This is a genomic window from Lactobacillus delbrueckii subsp. jakobsenii ZN7a-9 = DSM 26046 (assembly GCF_001888925.1).
GTDB classification, from domain to species: Bacteria; Bacillota; Bacilli; order Lactobacillales; family Lactobacillaceae; genus Lactobacillus; species Lactobacillus delbrueckii.
On the sequence record NZ_CP018218.1, the window covers coordinates 1,602,086 to 1,624,287 of the forward strand.

At 51.7% G+C, this 22,202-nt stretch carries 22 protein-coding genes, 1 pseudogene and 1 other annotated feature; of the genes and pseudogenes, 3 read left to right on the forward strand and 20 right to left on the reverse strand.

Going from position 1 to position 22,202, the window contains the following annotated elements; translation table 11 throughout:
• Window positions 1-136: 136 nt before the first annotated feature.
• From LJ046_RS09880 to LJ046_RS08170, 8 genes and pseudogenes are all read right to left on the reverse strand, one after another.
• Window positions 137-1,394 (reverse strand): annotated as a pseudogene (locus LJ046_RS09880) (methionine gamma-lyase family protein).
• 5 nt (window positions 1,395-1,399) lie between these two features.
• The gene (miaA, locus tag LJ046_RS08140) at window positions 1,400-2,317 is read right to left on the reverse strand and encodes a tRNA (adenosine(37)-N6)-dimethylallyltransferase MiaA (RefSeq protein WP_002879267.1); all 918 of its coding nucleotides are present in this window, start codon (window positions 2,315-2,317) and stop codon (window positions 1,400-1,402) included.
• Between the two features lie 80 nt (window positions 2,318-2,397).
• On the reverse strand, window positions 2,398-2,799 hold the full coding sequence (locus tag LJ046_RS08145; RefSeq protein ID WP_002879265.1) for a rhodanese-like domain-containing protein: 402 nt from the start codon (window positions 2,797-2,799) through the stop codon (window positions 2,398-2,400).
• Between the two features lie 62 nt (window positions 2,800-2,861).
• Entirely contained in the window at window positions 2,862-3,089 is a 228-nt protein-coding gene (locus LJ046_RS08150; RefSeq protein ID WP_035176695.1) for a YqgQ family protein, read from the reverse strand.
• Window positions 3,089-3,760 (reverse strand): rhomboid family intramembrane serine protease, encoded by a 672-nt coding sequence (locus LJ046_RS08155; RefSeq protein ID WP_002879262.1) that lies wholly within the window; start codon window positions 3,758-3,760, stop codon window positions 3,089-3,091. The genes LJ046_RS08150 and LJ046_RS08155 overlap by 1 nt, the downstream gene beginning before the upstream one ends.
• Window positions 3,753-4,325 carry a 5-formyltetrahydrofolate cyclo-ligase gene (locus LJ046_RS08160; protein ID WP_002879261.1) on the reverse strand — a complete coding sequence of 191 codons (573 nt, stop codon included), beginning with the start codon at window positions 4,323-4,325 and terminating at the stop codon, window positions 3,753-3,755. Before LJ046_RS08160 ends, LJ046_RS08155 begins: the two co-directional genes overlap by 8 nt.
• Before the next feature lie 53 nt (window positions 4,326-4,378).
• Window positions 4,379-4,528 (reverse strand): 50S ribosomal protein L33, encoded by a 150-nt coding sequence (gene rpmG / locus LJ046_RS08165; protein WP_002879260.1) that lies wholly within the window; start codon window positions 4,526-4,528, stop codon window positions 4,379-4,381.
• A gap of 86 nt (window positions 4,529-4,614) precedes the next feature.
• A complete protein-coding gene (locus LJ046_RS08170; RefSeq protein ID WP_035176694.1) occupies window positions 4,615-6,729 on the reverse strand; it encodes a peptidoglycan D,D-transpeptidase FtsI family protein in 2,115 nt (704 codons plus the stop codon).
• An 85-nt stretch (window positions 6,730-6,814) separates the two neighbouring features.
• Between LJ046_RS08170 and LJ046_RS08175 the strand changes: the two genes are divergently transcribed.
• On the forward strand, window positions 6,815-9,397 hold the full coding sequence (locus tag LJ046_RS08175) for a YfhO family protein (RefSeq protein WP_002879258.1): 2,583 nt from the start codon (window positions 6,815-6,817) through the stop codon (window positions 9,395-9,397).
• Between the two features lie 51 nt (window positions 9,398-9,448).
• Here LJ046_RS08175 and greA read toward each other — a convergent pair whose 3' ends face one another.
• From greA to LJ046_RS08200, 5 genes are all read right to left on the reverse strand, one after another.
• Window positions 9,449-9,937, reverse strand: coding sequence for a transcription elongation factor GreA (gene greA, locus LJ046_RS08180; RefSeq protein WP_002879257.1), 489 nt, complete (start codon window positions 9,935-9,937; stop codon window positions 9,449-9,451).
• 70 nt (window positions 9,938-10,007) lie between these two features.
• Window positions 10,008-12,419, reverse strand: a complete 2,412-nt coding sequence (pheT, locus tag LJ046_RS08185) for a phenylalanine--tRNA ligase subunit beta (RefSeq protein ID WP_002879256.1) — start codon at window positions 12,417-12,419, stop codon at window positions 10,008-10,010.
• Entirely contained in the window at window positions 12,419-13,468 is a 1,050-nt protein-coding gene (gene pheS, locus LJ046_RS08190) for a phenylalanine--tRNA ligase subunit alpha (protein ID WP_002879254.1), read from the reverse strand. Before pheS ends, pheT begins: the two co-directional genes overlap by 1 nt.
• A gap of 37 nt (window positions 13,469-13,505) precedes the next feature.
• Window positions 13,506-13,707: a binding site (T-box leader), on the reverse strand.
• Between the two features lie 42 nt (window positions 13,708-13,749).
• On the reverse strand, window positions 13,750-14,100 hold the full coding sequence (locus LJ046_RS08195; protein ID WP_002879253.1) for a winged helix-turn-helix transcriptional regulator: 351 nt from the start codon (window positions 14,098-14,100) through the stop codon (window positions 13,750-13,752).
• A gap of 81 nt (window positions 14,101-14,181) precedes the next feature.
• Window positions 14,182-14,946, reverse strand: a complete 765-nt coding sequence (locus tag LJ046_RS08200; protein ID WP_002879252.1) for a TrmH family RNA methyltransferase — start codon at window positions 14,944-14,946, stop codon at window positions 14,182-14,184.
• Window positions 14,947-15,011: 65 nt separating this feature from the next.
• Between LJ046_RS08200 and LJ046_RS08205 the strand changes: the two genes are divergently transcribed.
• Window positions 15,012-15,284 (forward strand): acylphosphatase, encoded by a 273-nt coding sequence (locus LJ046_RS08205; RefSeq protein WP_002879250.1) that lies wholly within the window; start codon window positions 15,012-15,014, stop codon window positions 15,282-15,284.
• Window positions 15,285-15,317: 33 nt separating this feature from the next.
• The gene (gene yidC / locus LJ046_RS08210) at window positions 15,318-16,280 is read left to right on the forward strand and encodes a membrane protein insertase YidC (RefSeq protein ID WP_002879249.1); all 963 of its coding nucleotides are present in this window, start codon (window positions 15,318-15,320) and stop codon (window positions 16,278-16,280) included.
• 86 nt (window positions 16,281-16,366) lie between these two features.
• Here yidC and LJ046_RS08215 read toward each other — a convergent pair whose 3' ends face one another.
• The 7 genes from LJ046_RS08215 to LJ046_RS08245 all read right to left on the reverse strand — a co-directional run bounded on the left by LJ046_RS08215 (window position 16,367) and on the right by LJ046_RS08245 (window position 22,194).
• A complete protein-coding gene (locus tag LJ046_RS08215) occupies window positions 16,367-17,959 on the reverse strand; it encodes a HAMP domain-containing sensor histidine kinase (RefSeq protein WP_002879248.1) in 1,593 nt (530 codons plus the stop codon).
• Window positions 17,952-18,665 (reverse strand): response regulator transcription factor, encoded by a 714-nt coding sequence (locus LJ046_RS08220; protein WP_002879246.1) that lies wholly within the window; start codon window positions 18,663-18,665, stop codon window positions 17,952-17,954. Before LJ046_RS08220 ends, LJ046_RS08215 begins: the two co-directional genes overlap by 8 nt.
• Before the next feature lie 179 nt (window positions 18,666-18,844).
• The gene (locus LJ046_RS08225) at window positions 18,845-19,423 is read right to left on the reverse strand and encodes a DUF177 domain-containing protein (RefSeq protein WP_002879245.1); all 579 of its coding nucleotides are present in this window, start codon (window positions 19,421-19,423) and stop codon (window positions 18,845-18,847) included.
• Window positions 19,423-20,577: a nucleotidyltransferase gene (locus LJ046_RS08230; protein ID WP_002879244.1), complete on the reverse strand. Its 1,155-nt coding sequence runs from the start codon at window positions 20,575-20,577 to the stop codon at window positions 19,423-19,425. Before LJ046_RS08230 ends, LJ046_RS08225 begins: the two co-directional genes overlap by 1 nt.
• Window positions 20,578-20,580: 3 nt before the next feature.
• Complete coding sequence (rsfS, locus tag LJ046_RS08235; RefSeq protein WP_002879243.1) at window positions 20,581-20,928, reverse strand: ribosome silencing factor; 348 nt, start codon at window positions 20,926-20,928, stop codon at window positions 20,581-20,583.
• Between the two features lie 41 nt (window positions 20,929-20,969).
• Complete coding sequence (yqeK, locus tag LJ046_RS08240; RefSeq protein ID WP_002879240.1) at window positions 20,970-21,563, reverse strand: bis(5'-nucleosyl)-tetraphosphatase (symmetrical) YqeK; 594 nt, start codon at window positions 21,561-21,563, stop codon at window positions 20,970-20,972.
• Window positions 21,556-22,194, reverse strand: a complete 639-nt coding sequence (locus LJ046_RS08245) for a nicotinate-nucleotide adenylyltransferase (RefSeq protein WP_002879239.1) — start codon at window positions 22,192-22,194, stop codon at window positions 21,556-21,558. Before LJ046_RS08245 ends, yqeK begins: the two co-directional genes overlap by 8 nt.
• Window positions 22,195-22,202 lie beyond the last annotated feature (8 nt).

Below are 22,202 nucleotides of genomic sequence, written 5' to 3' on the forward strand. Positions count from 1 at the left end.
TTCTCACCTTTAAAAATCAAGAATAAATTTACGATCAACTACTCAATTGGCTCTATGCTAATCGATGCTTTAAAGATACCACTCTAACCGCGTGAGGTCAAATTGGTCTAAAGACATTTTTAATAAAAAAGGTCTTTTAGCCATTTTCCTTAAAAAACAAATGATTTACGGCAGTTGTAACTGCTATTCTATCGTGAACATAAGTTAGACCACCTTGCATGTAGAGGGCGTAAGGCGGCCGGATCGGGCCATCTGCTGAGAATTCCATGGTTGAACCAGAGACGAAATTGCCGGCGGCCATGATAACCTTATCTTCGTAACCTGGCATATCGCTTGGAATTGGCTCAACGAAGGAGTCAATTGGCGAATTTTTCTGCACTTCTTTAGTAAAATTGATCATCTTTTTCCGGATCATTGAAGACGATCGTCTGAATGAGGTCGGTTCGCGGTTCATGCCATTTTGGCGTGACTTCACAGCCCATTTTTTCCAAAAGAGCTGCTGAGAAGATCATCCCCTTGATGGCTTCACCGGTTGTGTGCGGAGCCAGGAAGAAGCCTTCATAAAACTCGTGCATGTTGGTCAAGGTGGCCCCTTCTTCCTTGCCGATCCCCGGAGCCGTCAAGCGGATAGCCGCGTTTTCGACCAGTTCCTCTTTGCCGACGATGTAGCCGCCAGTCTGGGCGATCCCGCCGCCGGCGTTCTTGATCAAGGAGCCGGCCATAAAGTCGACCCCGTATTCAGTCGGCTCATGCTTTTCAGAAAATTCCCCATAGCAGTTGTCGACGAAGACCAAGCTTTCTGGGCTGACCTTTTTAACAAAAGCAGTCATTTCCTTGATCTGGTCAACCGTGTAGCTCTGCCGGGTGTCATAGCCCCTAGACCGCTGGATGACCACGATATGGGGCTGGTCGCGCTTGAGGACCTTTTCCGCTTCTTCGTAGTCAACCCCGCCTTCTTCGTTTAAAGGCACGTAGGAGAAGTTGATCCCCTTTTGGATCAATGTCCCCCGCTTCTTCGGGGCCAGGCCGATCACCTGCTGCATGGTGTCATAAGGCATCCCGGTCAGGTAGGTCAAAGTTTCACCTGGCAAAAGGTTGCCGTCTAACGCCACGGCCAGGGTGTGGGTACCGGAGACGAACTGGGGCCGGACCAGGGCGTCTTCAGTCAGGAAAACCTGGGCATAGATGGCTTCCAGCTTTTCTCGGCCGATGTCATCATCCCCGTAGCCGTTGGTCCCCTTGAGGTCAGCTTCCGCCACCTGGTGGTCGACAAAGGCCTTGAGGACCTTTCCCTGGTTATAGACCACCTAGTCGTCAATCTCCCGCAGGCGGGGGGCAATTTTCTGGTCAACTTCAGCCAGGATTGCCTTTAATTCTTCTGGTAATTTTCTCATTTTTCTTACTTCATCCATTCTTCTATTCTGACAGCAATCCGGTTAGCACAGTTGGGATCCGTCAAGGGATCATACCACTCAACCGGCAATTTATTCCTAAAGTAAGTCAGCTGCCTCTTGGCATACCGCCTTGAGGCCGTCTTAAGGGCCGTCACGCAGGTTTCCAAGCTGGCCTCTCCTGCAAAATAAGGGAAAAATTCCTTATAGCCGATAGCCTGCAGGACCTGGTGCTCACCTGCCCGGTGCTCGTAGACAAAGCGGGCCTCTTCTAACAGCCCGGCCTCCATCATCAAGTCCACTCTCTGGTTGATCCGCTGGTAGATGGCCTCCCGGTCACTGTTTAAGCCGATGATCAAGTAGTCATAGCGGGGCTTTATTTCTGCCTGCTGCTTGGAAAAAAGCCCGCCCGTCCGGCTGATCACGCTGAGGGCCCTAAGGCTTCTTCGGCTGTTGGCCACCGGGATCTTCTTAGCAGCTTCCGGGTCTTTCTTGTTTAATTCCTCCCACAAGGCCTGGGGGCCGTTAGCTGCTAAAAAGTCTTCCCATTCCGGATCCACGCTGGCTGCTTCTTCTTCCTTGTCCCCCAGCTGCATGTCATTTAAAAGGGCATTGACGTAAAAGCCAGTCCCGCCTGCGATAATCGCCAGCTTGCCCTTGCCCGCGATCTCTCCGATGGCGGACCGGGCCTCATCAACAAAATTTTTTACGGAAAAATTCTCAAAGACCGAGTGGGCATCCACCAGGTAGTGCTTGACTTCTGCCTGCTCTTCCCGGCTGGCCTTGGCCGTGCCAATGGCTACTTCTTTGTAGATCTGCATGGAGTCCCCGGAGACGATCTCCCCGTCCAGTTTCTTGGCGATCTCGATAGCCAGGCTGGTCTTGCCCACGGCGGTCGGCCCGACTATGGCCACTACTTTCTGCATAAAATCCTCCTGCAATTTTCTCTTCTATCATCATAAACCAAAAAAGCCTGCTTGAGAAATTTTCTCAGCAAGCTTTCAGCTTAGTTCTTGGCTGCCTTCTTGCGGCCGTCCCATTGGGAGAAGCCGTCCTTGAGGTAAAAGACCTTGGCAAAATTGTGCTTGCGCAGAATGCTGGCGCAGCGCAGGGTCATGGTCAAAGAGTCCGAGTAGAGGTAGACCGGCAGGTCTGGCCGCAGTTCGGTGTATTGGTACTTGAACATGGTATATGGGATGTTTCTTGCCCCATCAATATGTTCATGCTTGAACTCATTGGCTTCGCGGACGTCGATGATCTGCGCCTTCCGCATCCCGGCCTTGAATTCTTCGTTGGTCAGCTCCCCGCCCAGGCGCTTGGCCTGGATCCGGTTGTAGGCCCAGAAGCCCAGAAAGCCCAGCAGGATGACGCCCAAGATGACGTCAAGAACGATTAAAAAATTGGTCATGTAAAAAAGCTCCTTCTTGCAAGTCTTATCTCATAATAACGCTAAATTCAGCCTGGGGCTAGCTAGTCCAGCCTTTTTTCCCGCTCAAGCCGTTCTTCGTATTCGTGCTCATGCTTTAAGACCAGTTTCGCGTTTAAATAGATTTTTTTATCTAAGAGGCCTGCCTTATACAAATTGTCTAATTCAATCGCCATTAATTCGATGTCCCACTTCCGCTTGCCCAAGTGGACCAGGATGCCGTATTTTTTCAAAAGCTGCTGGACATCGTAAAGATTTTTCAAAACAGTCATTATACCGTCACTGCCATTCCTAAACGCAAAATCAAAACCACATAGACAATCAAGCCAGCCGCGGCCAATAGCCGGCCGCCCTTGCCGTAGCCTTTATAGGTCGCGTCACCCAGGATTACCGCCAGCAAGGCCCCGGTGATCAAACCTCCCAAGTGGCCCAGGATATCCACGTCAGGCATGAAGACGTCCAGGACCAGGTTGATGACCGCTAAGGCCAAAGCCTGCCGGCCCAGGAAGGACAAAAGGGTATTGTCTTTATCCTTAAAGCCGGCGCAGGTCATGGCCCCAAAGAGGCCAAAGAGGGCAGTTGAGGCCCCGGCACTGATGGCCTGGTCATTGCCAAAGGCCAAGGTTAAAAGACTGCCGCCCACCCCTGACAGCAGGTAGATCAGCAAAAAGCGCCAGTGGCCGAAAACCGGCTCAGCGTACTGGCCGATATAGTAGATCATAATCGCGTTGGAAGCGATGTGCATGATCCCGATATGGAGGAACTGGGCGGTAAACAGGCGCCACCACTGTCCCTCTATAACCACGGCCGGGTTGAACATAGCCCCCATTTTCAGCAAAACAGAAGTGCTCTCAGAGCCGCCCATAAAGGTTTCCACCAGGAAAACGGCAAAGAGGGCCACAACCAGCGCGGTTGTCATATAATTACGCCGCAGATTATTCATCACCGGCCTCCTTTACAATAATCAAATCATCCATGGCCTGGTCATGGTCTTCCATTGGCCAGACCGGAGTCTTAAAGTACATGGCTGAGTTGACCAGGGCCAGGGTCTGGACAGAATTTTGTGCCAAAAAGCGGTCGTAGTAGCCCCCGCCAAAACCAATCCGGCTCTTGCCAGCCGGACTGAAGGCCAGGCCGGGAACAAAAAGCAGGTCCAAGGCGTTATCAGCTTCTTTTTCTTCCGCCAGCTCCCAGACCCCGAACTTGGTCTGCATTAAGGGAGCGCCTTCGTCCCATTTTAAAAAGTCCAGCTGCCAGCCGGGATGGCACTTAGCCAGATAGAGCTCCTTACCCTCTCCCCGCAGCTCTTTAATCAAGCCATTTATGTCCACTTCCAGCAGCATGGGTATGGTCAGGCCAATTTTTTTCGCCTCCTGGACCAGGGGATGCTGCAGGGCCAGGGAAGTCAATTCCTGGTCTTGCCTTTTTTTAGCCGGAGTCTTGGCGAAATCTGCCAGCCGCTGCCTTTGCCAGGAGCGGAAAGTATTCTTGTCCATCAAAGCAGTCACGCCCTCACTTCCTGCAAAATAAAAAAGCAGGCCTTTCAACCTGCTGTCTTTTATTACTTAGTCTCGCGGTGAAGAGTTACCTGTCTTTCAACTGGGCAATACTTCTTCAAGGTCAAACGTTCCGGATGCTTACGCTTGTTCTTCTTAGATAAGTAACTTCTGTCGCCACATTCGGTGCATTCTAAAATGATGTTGTCTGCCATTATTTTCACCACCTACAATTAATATCTGACTGTACAATCATAACATTTCCAAGGGCAAAGAGCAAGTTATCTTGCCAAATTAACTATTAATTTGTGCTTGAAAACTTTCCCTTGTACATATTGTAGTAAGTCGTCACCATCGACTTGGCCATGTTCTTGTTGTAGTTGCCTTCCTTATTCGGATCGATGCCGACAAAAACAACCGCGAAGGCAATCTGCGGGTGGTTGGACGAAGCCCAGCCGACCATGGTTTCGTTAATCAGTTCCTTATCAGTCGACTTCTTGGTCTTGGTGTTGTAGTAGAATGTCTGGGCCGTACCGGTTTTAGCGGAGATCGACGGCTTGACATTCTTCAAGGCATGCGCTGTCCCCCAAGCGTTGGACCCGTGAACGACCTGGTAGAGCCCCTGCTTGATGACAGCCAGCTCATCCGCTGTCCAAGGGATCTTGAACTGGACAGTCGGCTTCTTGTTATAGTAAGTATAGAAGTGCTTGCCGTCGCTGCTGGTTCTGCCGATAGACTGGACAACGTATGGCTGCATCCGGTAGCCCCCGTTGGCAATCGTTGAAATGTACTGAGCCAGTTGAATTGGGGTATAAGCATCATAGTTCCCGTAGGATTCGTCGAGGACTGACCCGGACAGGATGATCCCGTTGGAGTCAGTTGATGCCCCTTGGATACCGGAGCTTTCACCTGGCAGGTCGATCCCGGTCTTTTGCCCCAAACCAAACATGGCAAAGTTGTTTCTCAAGGTCTCAAAGGCCGTATCCGGCATGTGAATGTACTGCTTGGCCACATAGCTGGCCTTCACCCAGCGCAGGGTCAACTGCATCATGTAGATGTTGGAAGATACTTCCAGGGCGCTGGCCGCCGTCAAGGAGCTGAAAGTCCCGATCGGGTAAACAGACTTCTTGACCGGAGTACCAGGCAGGTAGATGGCCGTATCCGGCAGAGTGTTGTTGGTTGGGGTAATGACCTTATTGATCAAGCCCCCGGCCACCTGGGCCCCCTTGACAACAGACCCCATAACGAAGGACTGGTTGATGTTGCCCAGGGCGTTGTCCGTGATCTTGCCCGTTGATGGGTCATGGCTGATCCCGGACATAGCCAGGATCGCCCCGGTATTCGGGTTCATGGCGATCGCGTAAGCCCCGTTGGACAGGCTGGCCGCCCCGGCCCTCAAGGCAGAGTTAAACTGCTGCTTGAGGGCCTCGGTTACGGCTACTTGGTACTTGGCGTCAATCGTCAATTTCAGGCTGGCCCCGGGCTGGCCCTTGTAAACCTGCTTGGTCTTGGTGATTTCGTTTCTGGAGTTGCTGGTGACCTTGTAGCTGGCTTTGGTCCCCTTCAAGAGGGCCTCGTATTCCTTTTCCAGGTAGGAAATCCCGACCCGGTCGTTTCTGGAATAGCCATTGACCAGGTAGTATTGCAGGTTGTCCCTCGGCAAACCAGTCTTGGTCGTGGAAACTGACCCGATGATACTCTTGATTGAAGACCCGTTCGGGTAGTAGCGGTTCCAGTCAGTCCCGATCCCGACCCCCGGCATGGAAGACAGGTGCTCGCCGACCTGGGCGATTTCCTTGTCACTGAGGCCGCTACTCTTTAAGTTGATCGTCGACAAGGTTGTGGCCCCTGACATCATGTTATACAAGAGGGCGGCCGTCTTTTCCTGGCTGGTTAAAGACGGCTTAAGGGTGTTTTCGACGTAGGCCACTTCATTGTCGTTGATTTCTGAAGTCGACAGGCTGGACTTCTTCTGGGACTTGGGCAAGGCAGCCAGGACTTTCTTGGCCCGGCTGCTGTCAGCCAGGTAATAATCGGCAATTTGTCTTTTTGTCGGCTTTTCGTCGGTAATTTTTATATAATTACTAAGGGTATTAGCAACCTTGTACATCTCTTTGGAAGTCGTTGACAGGCTGCGCATGTAAGTAATCGCGTTCTCAGCCTTGTTGCCGACCAGGACCCGGCCCTGGGAGTCGTACATGACTCCCCGGGGGACAGACTTGGTCATGGTGTTTTCGTCGGTGGCGTTAACCTCCGCGGAAAAGCGCGAACCGTAGAAGAGCTGCAAGTATGCTAATTGGCCGATTAAGGCCGCGAACAAAATTAAGATGACCCCGACCAGAATCTTCATTCTGAGAGGGGTGTTTGCGGTTTGACTACTGTTGCCAGTTCCGCTATTCTTTCTAAAATAACTCATGATAAAACCATCCTCACTAACAAGTAATTTTAGCAAAAAGACCTGCGCAATTCTATCATTCAGAAGAGGAGTTAGCCAATTCTTAATGTACATGTCCAAAATAAAACGTTTTTTTCAAAAATTCGGCCTTAAGCAGCTTTATGCCTGCCTGGCCTTCGCCCTGCCGGCCTTGATTTTCGCCGGTTACTTCCTCAGCAAGAAGGGCAATATTCTGACCGTCGACCTGGGCCAGCAGTACGTTGACTTTCTGGCCTACTACCAGCAAAATCTCTTTAAGGACCCAAGCAAGTTGATTTACAGTTTTGCCAGCGGCCTGGGCGGCTCCATGCTGGGGACGGACAGCTACTACCTGCTCAGTCCCTTTAACCTGCTCTTGCTCTTTTTCCCGCAGAAGTTCCTGCCCCAGGGGATCCTTTTGGTCATCTCCTGCAAGATCGGAGCTATCGGCCTGTCCACCTACCTGGTCTGGGGAAAGAAGTACCAGCTGGCTAAGGAATACGTTCTGGCCGCCAGCTTGGCCTTTGCCCTCTGCGGCTTTGTAGTTGCCAACAATTTGAACTTGATGTGGCTGGACAGCCTGGTCCTTTTACCCTGGCTGCAGGAAGCTATTGACCGCCTTTTATCCGGGGAGAAAAATCACCTGGTCCTAATTACCTTCCTGCTCTGGCTGACCAACTTCTATACCGGCTACATGACCCTGCTCTTTGGCCTGCTCTATTTGCTAGTGGGCCTGGCCACGAACAGGGAGCCAAAGAAGCGTTTTTGGGCCTACTTCAAGGGCAGCTTCTTTGGCAGCTGCCTGGCCGGGGTCAACCTCTGGCCGACTTTTCTGGAACTTTTAGCTGGGAAAACTGATGCCGACATCAGCTGGAAGCTGAACTTCCAGTTTCCGCCCTACCAGCTAATCGCTAAATTTATCGACGGGGCCTACAGCTTCCATGAAATGTCGGACGGCCTGCCCAACATCTTCATCAGCTCCTGCTTTGCCCTCTTGGCCCTGCTCTTTATCTTTAATTCCCAGTTCAGCAAGCGGGAAAAACTGGCCCGGGGTCTGCTTTTGGCCTTCCTGGTCTTGTCTTTGTCCTTTACCCCCCTGGTTTTGATCTGGCACTTGGGCCAGTTCCCGGTCTGGTACCCGGCCAGGTTCAGCTTCCTGGTCTCCTTCTATGCCTTGAACCTGGCCCTGGAAAACATGGACAGGGAACCCGGCTTCAATCTCCAGCAGAAGATCCTGGCCGCCCTTTTGGGAGCCAGCGTCTCCACTTACCTGGCTATCAACCCGGACAAGCTGGAATTTATCCGGCAAGACGGACAAGTCGCGACCGGCCTCTTCCTTTTGGCCAGCCTGCTCTTCATTCTCTTTATTTACGGCCAGCACTATTTAGCCGGCCACTACGCCCTGCTTTTGGTCGTTTCGGAAGTCACGGTCAACTTAATTTTTTCCTTAAACGCGATTTCCTACCAGGAAAACAAGAACTATGCCAAGTTTGAAGCCAACGTCAACCAGGCGACCAGCTACCTGGCCAAGACCGACTCCAGCCTCTATCGGACGGAGAAGAGCTTCAGCCGGTCAGACGATGACCCCTTCACTGGCAACTATTACGGAATCACGACCTTTAACTCCATCAGCAATTCCAACACTTCCAACCTGCTCAGCCGCTTAGGCTACGTCCACAACAGCAACTCTTACACCAACCAGGGCGGGACGCTTTTGACTGACGCTTTCCTGGGAGTCAAGTACTACCTGGAGCCGAATTATTCTTATGACGGCGTTTCAGCCGCCCAGCGGATGCCTTATGACAACTTGAACCACCGGGCTGATTTGAGCAGCTATTATCCAATAAAGCAGTTCAAGCAGATCAGCATTTTAAAAAACAAGCAGGCCCTGCCTTTGATTTTTGCCAGCCAGAGCGGGCAGAAAAAGGTCAAGTTCCTGGATAATGACCCGGTTCACAACCAGCAAAAGCTCTGGGAAAGCCTGGGCTTGTCCGGCCAGCTTTTCAAGAAGGTCAAAAGCGAGATCAAGCTGACCAACTTGAAAGTGAACCAGTCCAATCCCCTGGTCTTTAAAAAGGCCAACTCTGCCAAGCCGGCTTCCGTCACCTTCAGCTTGACGCCAAAGAGCAATGACTCCTACTACCTGCAGCTCCCGGATGGCTTTGACTTCAAGACCGCCAGCTTAAGCGTCAACGACATCTTCTACAACTACGAGAGCCGGGACGGGCAGATCCGCCTGGTCAACATCGCCAGCCAAAATAAAAAGTCCAAGATCAAGGTCACTTTTAACTTGACCAATTCGACCCTGGACTTAACTAAGCTTATCTTCTGGCACTTTAACAATTCCGCCTTCAAGGCCGGGATCAAGCAGCTGAAAGCGCCGGAACTTAAGTTAAAGCAGACTGGCTTGCAAATTTCCAGCCAGACTTTTAAGAGCCAAAAGAAGCTCTGGATCACGACTATTCCATATTCCAAGAACTGGCTGGTCTATGACAACGGCAAACGGGTCAAGACCAGCAAATACGCTGCCAGCCTCCTGGCCTTCAACTTAAAGGGGGGCAAGCACCAGCTGACCCTGGTCTATTTGCCGGTCAGCCTGATTGCCGGCAGCTTGATCAGCTTGGTAACTTTGGCTGTCTACCTGCTTTTGAAAAAGAAACAGAGAATTTAAAAAGTAAAATAGAGCGCAAAAAAAGGTGCTGTCTGGGTGGACAGCGCCTTTTTAGTCGGTCGTCTTAACGTCGTTGATTACGACATCGTAGCTGACGTTGGCTGAGTCAACGTTGATCTTGACCGTTTCACCCTTCTTGTGGCCAAGCAGGGCCTTGCCGATCGGAGATTCGTTGGAAATCTTGCCGTGGAATGGGTCAGACTGGCTGCTCCCCACGATTTCGTAAGTTTCCGGTTCGTCTTCGCCGACTTCAGTAACCGTAACGGTCTTGCCGATACTTACTTCGTCGGGGTCAACGGCAGCAGTGTCGACAATGACAGCATACTTCAATTGTTCGCTGACGGCATCGATTCTTTCTTCCAGCCGCATTTGCTCATCTTTAGCGGCGTCGTATTCTGAGTTTTCGGACAAGTCCCCATATGAACGGGCAATCTTCAAACGTTCAACGATTTGCGGCCGCTTGACAAACTTCAGGTTCTGCAGTTCTTCTTCCAGCTGCTTCTTGCCTTCGGCAGTCATTTCATAGATTTTTTCAGGCATTTTGATTCTCCTTTATTTAACGCATTATGCAATGTTAAATATTAGAATTTAATTCCGGGAAAGTCAACCATTAACGAATGTTTGCCTCTAATTTTTCTTCCAAAGCGGCTTGCACATTGTCAATTGCCTTAGTGACAACCGCGTCAGTCAAGGTTTCTGCCTCATTCAAGAAGGTCAGGCGGTAAGCCAGGCTCTTCTTGCCGGCAGCCAGGTGGGCCCCTTGGTAGACGTCGATGACTTCAACGCTAACCAGGTACTTGCCGGCGTTTTCCTTAATGCAGCTTTCAACTTGGGCATTAGTGACATCTTCGTCAACCAAAATTGACAGGTCCCGCTGCACGGCTGGGTACTTCGGAGCCGGCTTGGACTTGACCCCCTTAGCCATCAGCGGCAGCAGGGCATCCAGGTTCAGTTCGTAAACGTAGATTTCCTTGCCGGCGAAGTTCTTGTCAGTCATGGTCAAAACTGGGGAAATTTGGCCGATCAGACCAATATATTCATCACTTACGTAGATGCCAGCCGTTCTGGTCGGGTGCATCCCCTTGATTGCTTCGGCCCGGTATTCCACGTCCTTGACCCCGATCATTTCAAATACGTCTTCCAGTTGCCCCTTGACGTAGTAGAAGTCAACGACTTCGTCCTTGTGCTGCCAGTTGCTTTCACCAGCTAAGCCGACGTAAGCGGCTGCCAGGTGTTCATGTTCGTGGTAGTCGCCGCCTTCCATGTCGTAGACGCGGCCGTTTTCAAAGAGCTGGAGTTCAGTTTGCTTGCGGGCGAAGTTGTAAGCAACCGTGTCGAGCAGGCCGCAAATCAAGTTTTGCCGCATGGTGGTTCTGGCTGAGTTCAGCGGCCAGTTGACCTTGACTGGGGCCAGGGCCTTTTTGACAAAAGTCGTAGCCAGTTCTTCAGAAGTCAGGGAGTAGTTGATCGTTTCACTGAGCCCCTGCCCTTCCAGCAATTGGCGCAGGTGACGGACCTTGACTTCATCAGCCGCATAGCCGCCAATAAGTTCACCGGTCGCCGGGTGGGTGGACTTGATGTTGTCGTAGCCGTAGATCCGGCCGACTTCTTCAAAGATGTCGGAGTCAATGAAGATGTCCCAGCGGCGGTTTGGCACAGTTACCGTGTATTCGTCGCCATTTACTGCAACCGGGAAGTTCAGCTTGCCCAGGATCTTGACGATTTCGTCCATGGACAGGTCAGTGCCCAGGATCTTGTTGGTCCGGGAAGCAGTGGTCGTAATAACAACTGCTTCCTTGTCCCGGTCGCTGGCCTTGATTTCACCAGCTAAGACAGTGGCGCCGGCATTTGCCCGCAAGATCAAGGCGCAGATATCCAGGGCCTTTTGGGTGTTGTCCCAGTTGATCCCCTTTTCAAACAAAGCAGAAGCGTCAGTCCGGTTGTCGTGGCGCAGAGCTGCCTTTCTGGTCAAGGCCGGGTCAAAGACAGCAGCTTCCAGGATCACATCAGTAGTTTCTTCAGTTACTTCGCTGTTCAAGCCGCCCATCACGCCAGCTAAGCCGACTGCCTGCTCACCATCAGTGATCACGATGTCTTGCGGGTCCAGGTCGATTTCTTTTTCATTCAAGAGCTGCAGCTTTTCGCCTTCCTTGGCCAAGCGGACCTCGATCTTCTTGGTCTTGTCAAAAAGCTTGGCGTCGTAAGCGTGCATTGGCTGGCCAGTCAAGAGCATGACATAGTTGGTCGCGTCAACCACATTGTTGATTGGGCGGATGCCGGCATTCCACAGGCGGACCTGCAGCCAAAGGGGACTTTCAGCGATCTTGACCCCGGTCAGCTTTCTCAAGTAGTACTTCGGCGCGATCTTTTCATCAGCAACGGCAGTAAAGTCACCAGTCCAGTCTGCCCCGTCTTCTTTAAGGACAACGTCTCCGATCTTTGGCTTCTGGTCAATCAAGGCACCAACTTCATAAGCTGCCCCTTCCATTGAGGAAGTGTCGGCCCGGTTTGGGGTAATGTCGAAGTCCAAAACGTAATCGTCCATGCCCAAGGCTGCAAAGACAGAGTCACCAGGCTTAAGGTCCGGATCATGGAAGACCCAGATACCGTCGGCGTACTTCGGCGGAACAACTGAGTCGCTGAAGCCGAGTTCTTGCAGGCCACAGATCATCCCATTGGATTCAATCCCGCGCAGCTTGCTCTTCTTGATCTTGATCCCGCCTGGCAAATGGGCCCCGGGCAGGGCCACGATCACGTCCTGGCCAGCAGCCACGTTAGGTGCCCCGCAGACGATCTGGCGGGCTTCATCTTCACCAACGTCGACCGTAGTCTTGTTGAGGTGGGTCCCTTCGATCTTTTCGCAGGTCAAAATATGGCCCACGACCAGCTTGCTCAAGCCGTCTTCCGGGTGAACCGTTGAGGCAATTTCAACCCCGGACCGAGTCAGTTTTTCAGCCAAGGCGTAAGGGTCTACGCCGTCCATGTTCAAGAAATCTTTCAACCAATTGTAAGAAACTAACATTAATCTTCCTCCTGACGGAATTGTTGCAAGAAGCGCACGTCGTCACTGTAAAAGTCGCGGATGTCGTCAATACCATACTTCAAGATGGCGAAGCGGTCCAGGCCCAGGCCAAAGGCAAAGCCGGAGTAGACGCTTGGGTCAATGCCAGCGGCAGACAAAACATTCGGGTGAACGATCCCGGCACCCAGAACTTCGATCCAGCCAGTGTTCTTGCAGATCGCGCAGCCCTTGCCGCCGCATTCAAAGCAGGAAACGTCCATTTCAACTGATGGTTCAGTAAATGGGAAGTAGCTTGGCCGCAGGCGGGTTTCCCGGTCCTGGCCGAATTCGTGCTTGGCCACCAGTTCCAAGGTCCCCTTAAGGTCACTCAAGGAGATGTTCTTGCCGACAACCAGCCCTTCCATCTGCATGAACTGGTGGGAGTGGGTGGCGTCGTCATCGTCTCTTCTGTAAACCTTGCCTGGGGAGATCATCTTGAGGTCCCCTTTATCGAAGTCATGCTTTTCCATGGTCCGGGCTTGAACTGGTGAAGTCTGGCTCCGCAGCAAGTGGTCAGCGTCAACGTAGAAAGTAGCCTGCATGTCCCGGGCCGGGTGGTCCTTAGGCAGGTTCAGCATTTCGAAGTTGTAGTGTTCGCTTTCAATTTCCGGACCTTGGACAACTTGGTAGCTCATGCCGATGAAGAAACGTTCCAGGTCGTCTTGAATGATTCTGATCGGGTGCTTGGAGCCAACATGCTTTCTGCGCCCTGGCAGGGTCACGTCAATCTTTTCATCTTCCAGGCGGGCCTCAATTGCCTTTTCGATCAAGTTATCCTTGGCAGAAGCCAGCTTTTCATTAAAGAGGTCGCGGAGTTCGTTGACCTTCTGGCCGACTTCCCGCCGCTTTTCCGGAGCAACGTCCTTCATCTGGTGCAGAATTTGCGTCAGTTCCCCCTTCTTGCCGACCAGCTTGACCCGGACGTCATTCAGACTCTTTTCGCTTTCTGCTTCCTTGATTTCAGCAAGCCCCTGCTCCCGCAGGTCCTTCAATCGATCAAATAAATCCATTTTCTTATTCCTTTCAACAAAAAAACTCCGCCCCCCCAAAAGGGACGAAGCTTCGCGGTACCACCCTAGTTTAGGCCCAAAAAGGCCTACGCTCTATACCGATAACGGTGGCAGCCGGAATTGATTAGATCCTACTCGCAAGATGAAATTCGCAAGCCGCTCTTTGGTTTCCTTTCAGTTGCCAAGAAACCTCCCTGTCAAAGACCGGACTTGCTACTAGTCTTGTTCTTAGTAATTAATTAAAATCATAGGCTAAAACTTGCTTAAATGCAAGTCGTTTTTTACGCCCACTTGTCAGCCCAGATATGAACCTGGTTGAAGACCGGCTTTAATTCGGCCCCTTTTGGCGTCAAAGTGTAAAGGACGATCTTCTTTTCCGCATCCTTGGACCGCTTGACGATCCCGTCAACTTCCAGCTCCCGCAGGCGTTCGACCAGAACCCGGTCAGAGCAGGCACCGACCGCGTGGGCCAGGTCCCGGAAGCGCATGGCCTTGGTGTCGCACAAGGAGCTGATGATCAAGCCGTTCCACTTCTTGCCGATGATCTCAAAGGCCTTGACGAAGCGGGCACACATTTCGTAGTTTTCAGCGTTTTTACAGCATGGCACGTCCTGTTCAGCTAATTCTGTCATAGAGAAATCCTCCTCAAATTAGTTTCCATGTTAATTATTTAAGCACACTTTACTTACGAAAAACAAGCAAAAAGCCTTTTCCTAGCTAAAGTGGTAGATCATGATCCCGGCAGCAACAGCGGCGTTCAAGGATTCAGCCCGGCCCTTGATCGGGATGTAGAGCTTCTCGTCAGCCAGAGCCGCGATTTCCGGGCTTACCCCGTGCGCCTCATTGCCGATGATCAAAGCAACCTGGGCTACTGGGGCAAAGTCGCCCAATTGTTTAGCGGCTGGATCCAAAAGGCTGGCGTAAACTGGAATATCCGCGGCCTTCAAGCTGGCAATGGCGTCTGGCAGGTCAGCCTTGATCAAGTTCAAGTGGAACTGGCTCCCCTGCATGGACCGCTGGACCTTTGGGTTGTAGAGGTCAACCGTCTTGTTTGACAGGATCACCCCGTCAAAGCCAGCCGCGTCAGCCGTCCGGATGATGGTGCCGACATTGCCCGGGTCAGCCAGGTCATCTAAGAGGACCCACTTCCCGTAGCTGAAGAAAAAATGCTCAGACTGGTTGATCTTGACGGTCATAAAGATATCCTGGGAATTCTTGGTGCTGCTGAGGTGACTGGCCACGCTTTGGCTGATCTTGATCAGCTTGCCCTCATCATAAGCCAGGCCCAGTTGCGCCAAGCGGCTTAGGGCTGCTTCAGTAGCCAGGATTTCTCGGTACTTGACGCTTGCTTTTAAGGCTTCTTCAACCAGGTGGAAGCCTTCGATCAAGTAATAGCCGCTTTCTTCACGGTATTTCTTCTGCTGCAGCTTACCGATGGCCTTAATTTGCGGATTGTTGACAGATGTTCTTTCTTGCATGATAAAATACTCCTTAGAAATACTATTTTAATGATTTTTTGCAAAAAATAAAGAAGGTAGTCAAAATGCAAACATGGGAACTATTAGCGCATGGAGTCGTCCAGGGCGTGGGCTTTCGCTGGAGCGTGCAGATGCTGGCCCAGAAGATGAAACTGCCAGGCAGCGTGAGAAACAACCCTGACGGGACGGTCACCATTGTCATTCAAGGGACGCCAACTGATCTGGTCAAGTTTAAAGCTGAGTTGCCAAACGCGGCGCCATATGCCCAAATTTCACGTTTGGACACAAAAGTTCTGCCTGAAATGGAACAAATGCATTCTTTTCATGTATTATATTAGACAGATCATAAGAATTTGGAGAGAAACTATTTAATGAAAAAAATCAAAAAACGTTTATTACCTGTCAGCCTGCTGGCGCTCTTGCCGCTTTTCCTTACGGCCTGCGCCAGCCAGACCAGCAAAAACGGCAGCTTAAAGGCCCCGACTAGTGGTCCTTACTACTGGATCTATGAATGGATCGGCCTGCCTTTGCAGCATATCACCGTCAACATCGCCCACGCCATCGGCGGAGCCAGCGGGGCCGGCTGGGCCATCGTCATCATCACTTTGGTCGTCAGAGTGATCTTGATGCCGCTCATGCTGAGCCAGCAGCACAAGGCTACCCTGCAGCAAGAAAAGATGCACCTTCTGCAGCCGCAAATGCAGCTTTTGCAAAAGGCCATGAAGACGCCAGGGATGACTCCTGACCAGCAGATGGCCTTGACAGGTCTGCAAAGAGAGATCTATTCCAAGAACAATGTCTCCATGACTGGCGGGATGGGCTGCCTGCCCCTCTTGATCCAAATGCCAATCATGATCGGGATCTACCAGGCCGTGGCTTACTCAAACGCCCTGGCCAAGTCCACCTTCTTCGGCATTTCCCTGTCCAGTAAGTCCATGGTCCTGGCCATTATCGCCACTGTTTTTGCCTTGATTCAAAGCTACGTGGCCATGATCGGTATCCCTGAAGAGCAAAAGAAGACCATGCAGGCCACCATGCTGATCAACCCAATCATGACCTTCTTCTTCTCCATGTCCTTCTCCGGCGCCCTGGCCCTTTACTGGGCAGTCGGTAACCTGGTCATGGTCATCCAGCAGCTGATCACCACCTTCATCGTGCAGCCGCGGGCCAAGAAGCGGGTTTCCAAGGAACTGGAAGACAGCCCGATCGTGGAAGTCGTTACCCAAGCCAAGCTTGACCAGATCTTAAAGCCAGCCCCTGAACAAAAGCCAACCAGCCAGCCGAAGTCCGGCGACCTGCGCAAGCGCAACCAGGGCAAACAGAAGCGGAAGTAATCTTCCAGAAAAAACAAAGAAGATAATAAACAAAAGAAAAAAGTAAAAGCCGCTGAAAAGCGGCTTTTACTTTGCTCTAAATTCTGTTAAATTATCGGATCTTGCTTTGGATTCTCAGTTCCAGCTTGCTTTTTCTCTTCCCGGCTTTCCAATTCTTTGACTTCTTCATCAGTCAAGACCGGGAAGGTGATTCTGAACTGGCTCCCCTGCCCTAAGACTGATTCAACGTCAATGGTCCCGTGGTAGGATTCCACCAGCTTCTGGGCAATTGACAGGCCCAGGCCGTTGCCGCCCTTTTCCCGGGTTCTGGCCTTGTCGACCCGGTAGAAGCGGTTGAAGATCTTCTTCTTGTCCTCATCGGAAATCCCTTCCCCGTAGTCTTGGACCACGATCTGCATTTCCTGGCCAGACTGGCCGGCAGCCACGGCAATTTCCTTGCGGTCGGTTGAGTACTTGATCGCGTTGTCGATCAAGATGATCAAAATCTGTTCCAGGTGGCCCTGGAAGATCTGAATCTTAGTATCCGGATCCAGGTCCTCAACTTCCAGAGAGATCTTGAAGTCCGGGTGAACCATGCCCATGTCCCCAACTACCCGGGTCAAGACTTCCATCGGTTCAGTGATGGCATTCGGGTAGTGGACACTGATCTGTTCAGCCCGGGTCAGGTCCAGCATTTCCTGGATCAAGTGCTTCATCCGCTCAGCCTCTGAAATCGAGGCGTCAATGGATTCTTCCAGGACCTGCGGGTCATCCTTGCCCCAGCGCTTAAGCATGCTCAGATGGCCTTCAATGACCGCTACAGGCGTCCTCAATTCGTGGGAGACATCAGAGACGAACTGCTTCTGCTGCTCGATATACTTCTGCATCCGGTCCAGCATCATGTTGAAAGACAGGGCCAACTCTTCCAGTTCGTCGTTTCTGTGCAGCTCGGGAATTCTGGCCGTACTGTTCGGGTCGGCGTTGACTTCCCTGGCCACCTTGGACATCTTGTTGATTGGTCTGACGACGCTGCGGACAACCAGGTAGGAAATTACAATCGCCAGGCCGATCCCTAGGATTGAGAGCCAGAGCATGGCCTTCAATGTCCGGGAAATCAAGCGGTTGTAGCCGGTCATCCGGTTCTTGACGACAATGTAGCCAGTCAATTTATGGCTCTTCCGGTTTCTGACCTTCCGGTAGACATAAAGAGAACTTTGCCCATCCTTGCCCTCCTTGACCACACTCTTGCTCTCACTGGTGAACTTGACCAGTTTAGGGGCGCTATCGCCGTTGTGGAAGACGATCTCATTGCGGAGATTATAGATCGCCACGGTCATGTCAGGATTGGTCACGGTGCTTAAGACCGAGTCGCCAAAAACGCTGCTGTTGCTGTTGTCATTTTCTGACAGAGCCGGCCTGCCCGTTAAAATCCGTCTGGTGTTCGGTGACAGTTGCTGGACCACGTTGGTGATCTCCAGTTCATCATCGATGCCGATTAGACGCTTGCGGAGAACGTTGACAACTTCGTTAGACGTATCCTTTTGCTGGCTCAGGGCTTCCTGCTTGACCGTATTGTAGACGACAGCTGAGAAAACAAGAAAGGAGACCATGATCGTCATCGCGACGATGCTGACCCATCTCACGATCAGTGAAACGTGTCTGGTCCCCTTCTTGCCGCTGGCGGCGTTTTGCTTAAGCATTATCTTCCTCGTCTCTGACCATGTAGCCGGTTCCGCGCACCGTCTTGATGTAAGATGGCTGGCCAGGGATGTCGATCTTGTTGCGGAGGTAACGGACGTAAACTTCGACAACGTTAGTTTCGATGTTTGATTCCGGTCCCCAGATCTTGTTCAAGAGCTGGTCTCGGCCAACAACATTGTTCTTGTTTTCGATCAAGGTCATGAGCAGGTTGTATTCCCGCTTGGTCAAGTCAACGGTCTTGCCGTCGCCCCGGTGGACGATCCGGTTGGCGGTTTCGATGGTCAAGTCCTTGAACTTGACAACCTTTTGCCGCGGCAGCTTGTCCTTTGAGGCGTCCTTTTCGATCTTGACCCGGCGCAAGACAGCGCGCAAGCGGGCCAGGAGTTCTTCAATAGCAAATGGTTTGACGATGTAGTCGTCAGCCCCGTGGTCCAGGCCTGATACCCGGTCAATCACGGAGTCACGGGCCGTCATCATGATAATTGGCGTGGTCTTGCTCTGCCGTACCCGGCGGGCAATTTCCAAACCGTTCAAGTCTGGCAGCATCAAATCCAGCAAGATCGCGTCGAAGTCTTCGCTCAAAGCGCGGTCCAAAGCCTTGCGGCCGTTGTTTTCCACTACGGTCTCATATCCTTCGTGCTGGAGTTCGAGTTCGACGAAACGAGCCAGGTTCTTTTCGTCTTCAACAATTAAAATTTTCGGCATGTTTTTATCCCCTCATATCCTATAGATTTAATTTGGGTCCGCTGAATCCAAGTATAATCTTAAAGTATATTTTAATAATTCTAGGATAGCCCAAAATCAGCTTTTTAACAAGTACCAAAGAAAAACAAGTCCCCCGCCAGATTAATTTTCTCTGGAAAAAGACTTGTTTTTAAGGAAGATCATTTCTCTTCGTCTTCGGCTTTATCTTTGTCTTCTTCAGCCTGCATCTTGTCCAAAAGACCCTGCAGCTGGGCAAAGGCCGGGTTGACCTGGTCCTTCTTCTGGCCGGCGAAGTCTTGTTCAGACATGACTTCCCAGCCCTGCCCTTCTGGGTACAGGTCTTCTTCAGCTTCTTCCTTGGTCAAAACCGTGCTTGGAATATTCAAGAGCATGTTGTCTTCCACGGCCGTCTGCACGTCAATGCGGTCATCGTCCAGCGGAATGATCATCAAGCCCAGTTCCTTTTCTTCCTGGGTCGGTTCATGGTCGGAATAATTTTCCACGAAGCTGAATTTCTGCTTCAAAGGCACTGCTTCCAGGCTGCGGGAGGACGGAACCAAGAGGTCGGCTTCCACTTGGAAATTGCCAGTCACGAAGGGTTCGTCATAAAAGAGCTGCCCTTCCACGTGGGCGCTTTTTACCTCATAGACCAGGTCCTTGGCCCGCTGGTAAAAGCCATCAGCAAAAGTCAAATCAGCTGAGATCTGGGTCAATGGCTCCCGGCTGTTCTTGATTTGGGAAATTGAAAGTTCTAGCATTAATTTACCTCGAGTGGCCGCCGGCCAAAGTTCTGGTCAGCGCCAACAATCTGTTCAAATAAGCGGTCAACCCTGACCTGCAGGCCCAGGGTCCCTTCTTGGGCATTCTTGCGGTCAACTTTGGAAACGATATCGATCTCAAAGTCTTTCCGCTGCTGCTTCAAATATTTCCGTCCCCGCTTGCTGTAAGCCAGAAGCATGGTGGAAACATGGTCATAGCTGTTTAAGACATCGGCTTCAGTCACGTTCAAAAGAGTATAAAGACTCAGTCTTCTTAACCTTGAATAGGTGTAGCGCTTGGACTTGACCCGGCGGAGGAAGTCAGCAAAATTTTTAGCCAGGTGGATTTCTGCCTTGAACTTGTATTCCAGGCCCTCGCTCATCTGGTAGATCTGCTGCAATTCCTTGATTGAGGCTGATTCCAGCCGGTATTTCAGAAACGGGAAGAGCAGTTCCCAGTTGGGCAGAACCTTTTCCTGGTCAAAAGCGGCAATTTCCCCTTTTGGCAGCCATTGCTCCAGTTCTGAGCGCTCGGCCCCGTTTAAAAGGAGGTTGCGGATAGCGCTGGCACTTTGGACAGCTGCTTCTCTTTGCAGGATGTCATCATGGCCGGCCCCAACCCGGTTGACCGGGCTGAGCTTTAAAGGCGAGCCCAGATTGGCATTAGCCACGGCATAAGCCAGGCCCAAAATCGCGTTGGGCTCACTGACTTCATGGCCGACTTCCCGGGCCACCATCTGGTTGTACTGGGTGGAATAAGTCTGGCTGTAGTCGGCGAATTCCTGCCTTTGCCGGGGGATCTTGGAGATCCGGTCGCCGAAATATTCAAAATTTAAGTTGGCGTCTTCGACCCCAAAGACCAGGTTCTTGGCCCCCAGACGGGTTAAGAGGTCGACCCCGCCGGTGGCGAACATGTCGGCAGCTTGGACAGCATAGGAAAAAGGCAGCTCAAAGACCAGGTCAGCCCCAGCCTCAATGGCGCTGCGGGCCCTGGACCACTTGTCCAGGATGGCCATTTCCCCTCTTTGCACGTAATTGCCGGACATGGCCGCGATAATGGGGTCATCACCGGCGATCAAGCGGGCCTGGTTCATCAGGAATTCATGGCCGCTGTGGAAAGGGTTATATTCAGCTACAATCCCGACAACGCTCATTGCCTAGTCTTCCTCGATTTCCACGCGCTTGCCGTCAGCCCAGAGCTTTTCCAGGTTGTAGAAGGCCCGGGCATCTTCTGAGAAGATGTTGACAACGACGTCGCCTAGGTCAACCAGGAGCCATTCTGAGTCATGATTGCCTTCAACCCGGTAGTCATAGAAATTAGCTTCGTGACAGGCTTCGATGATGCTGTTGGCAATGGCGTGCAGCTGGCGGCTGGAAGTGGCGCTGGTGGCCACGAAGTAGTCAGCCAGGATGCTGATGCCGCGCATGTCGTAGGCTTCGGTGTCTTCCCCGTGCCGTTCGCTGATTGCGTTTAAAACTAAGTCAAGTAATTCTTCGCTCTTCAAATTTTTCTCCTAATGTTTAGTTACTCTTAATTTATCTGTTATTACTCAGCTGCCCAGACATTGTAAGCAGCCAGAGTTCTTGGGTAGATCTTGCTTCTCTTTTGGACTAAAAAGGCCAGAGTGTGAGCCAGTTCATAGCCAACCCCGGAAGCTAAATCCGCGTAGCTAGTCTTTCTGGCCTCTTCAACGCCGGCAAAAGTCCGGCCCGGCTCAATATAGTCAGCCACGAAGACGATCTGGTCCAGGGTGGTCATTTCCACGTCCCCGGTGGTGTGCCGGTAGACAGCGGTTAAAATTTCCGGGTCGGTGATGCCGAGGTCGCGCTTAATGAACCAGCTGCCCACGATCCCGTGCCAGATAGCCCGGTTCCAGTTCAAAAGATCCGGATCAAAGCCTTCTTCCTTGATGACCTTGATGTATTCTTCAACTGGAATCTGCTTGGCATAGTCGTGGACAAAACCAGCCAAAGCCGCCTTGTCTTCGTCATAGCCGTTCAATTTGGCTAGGGTCCGAGCCGTTTCACTGACGCGGACGCAGTGGGCAAAGCGTTTTTCATCCATCATGCTCTTCTCCTTGGCCACCAATTCACTGCTGGACAAGGGGGAATATGTTTCCTTAAAAACTGGATCAGTCACGGTAAAGCCCCTTTTCTTCAATATATTCGCGGACCTTGTCCGGGACCAGGTAACGGATTGAGGTTCCGGTTGAGACAGCCTGGCGGATAGCAGTTGAGCTGAGTCGGATGTCCGGAGCATCAACCCAGATCATGGAATATTGCGGATCTTGCGGGTAGCCCGGCCGGCGGATACCGACCAAGGTAGCTAACTTGGCCAGTTCCTCAGCATTCTTCCACTTGTGGAAGCTGTTGACCTGGTCGCTGCCCATGATCAAGTAGTAGGTGTTTTCCGGCGCCTTCTTGGTTAAATAGCGCATGGTATCAATCGTGTAAGAAACGCCGCCTCTGAAGAGTTCCAGCAGCTTAACCCTGAAACGGGGATTGTCCCGGGTAGCCAAATCCAGCATGGTGGCCCGGTCGCGGGCAGACACGTTTAAGGGAGCGTCCTTATGCGGGGGAATATTGTCCAGAATGAACCAGACTTCATCCAGGTGCAGCTTGGTCATGGCCTGTTCAGCGGCGACCAAATGGGCCATGTGCACCGGGTTAAAGGTGCCGCCCATGATGCCGATCTGCTTGCCTTTCCGCTGGCTCTCAGCCGTCTGCACTTTTACTTGCGTTTCTTTACTGAAATCTACCAATGAATCCATGTTACAAC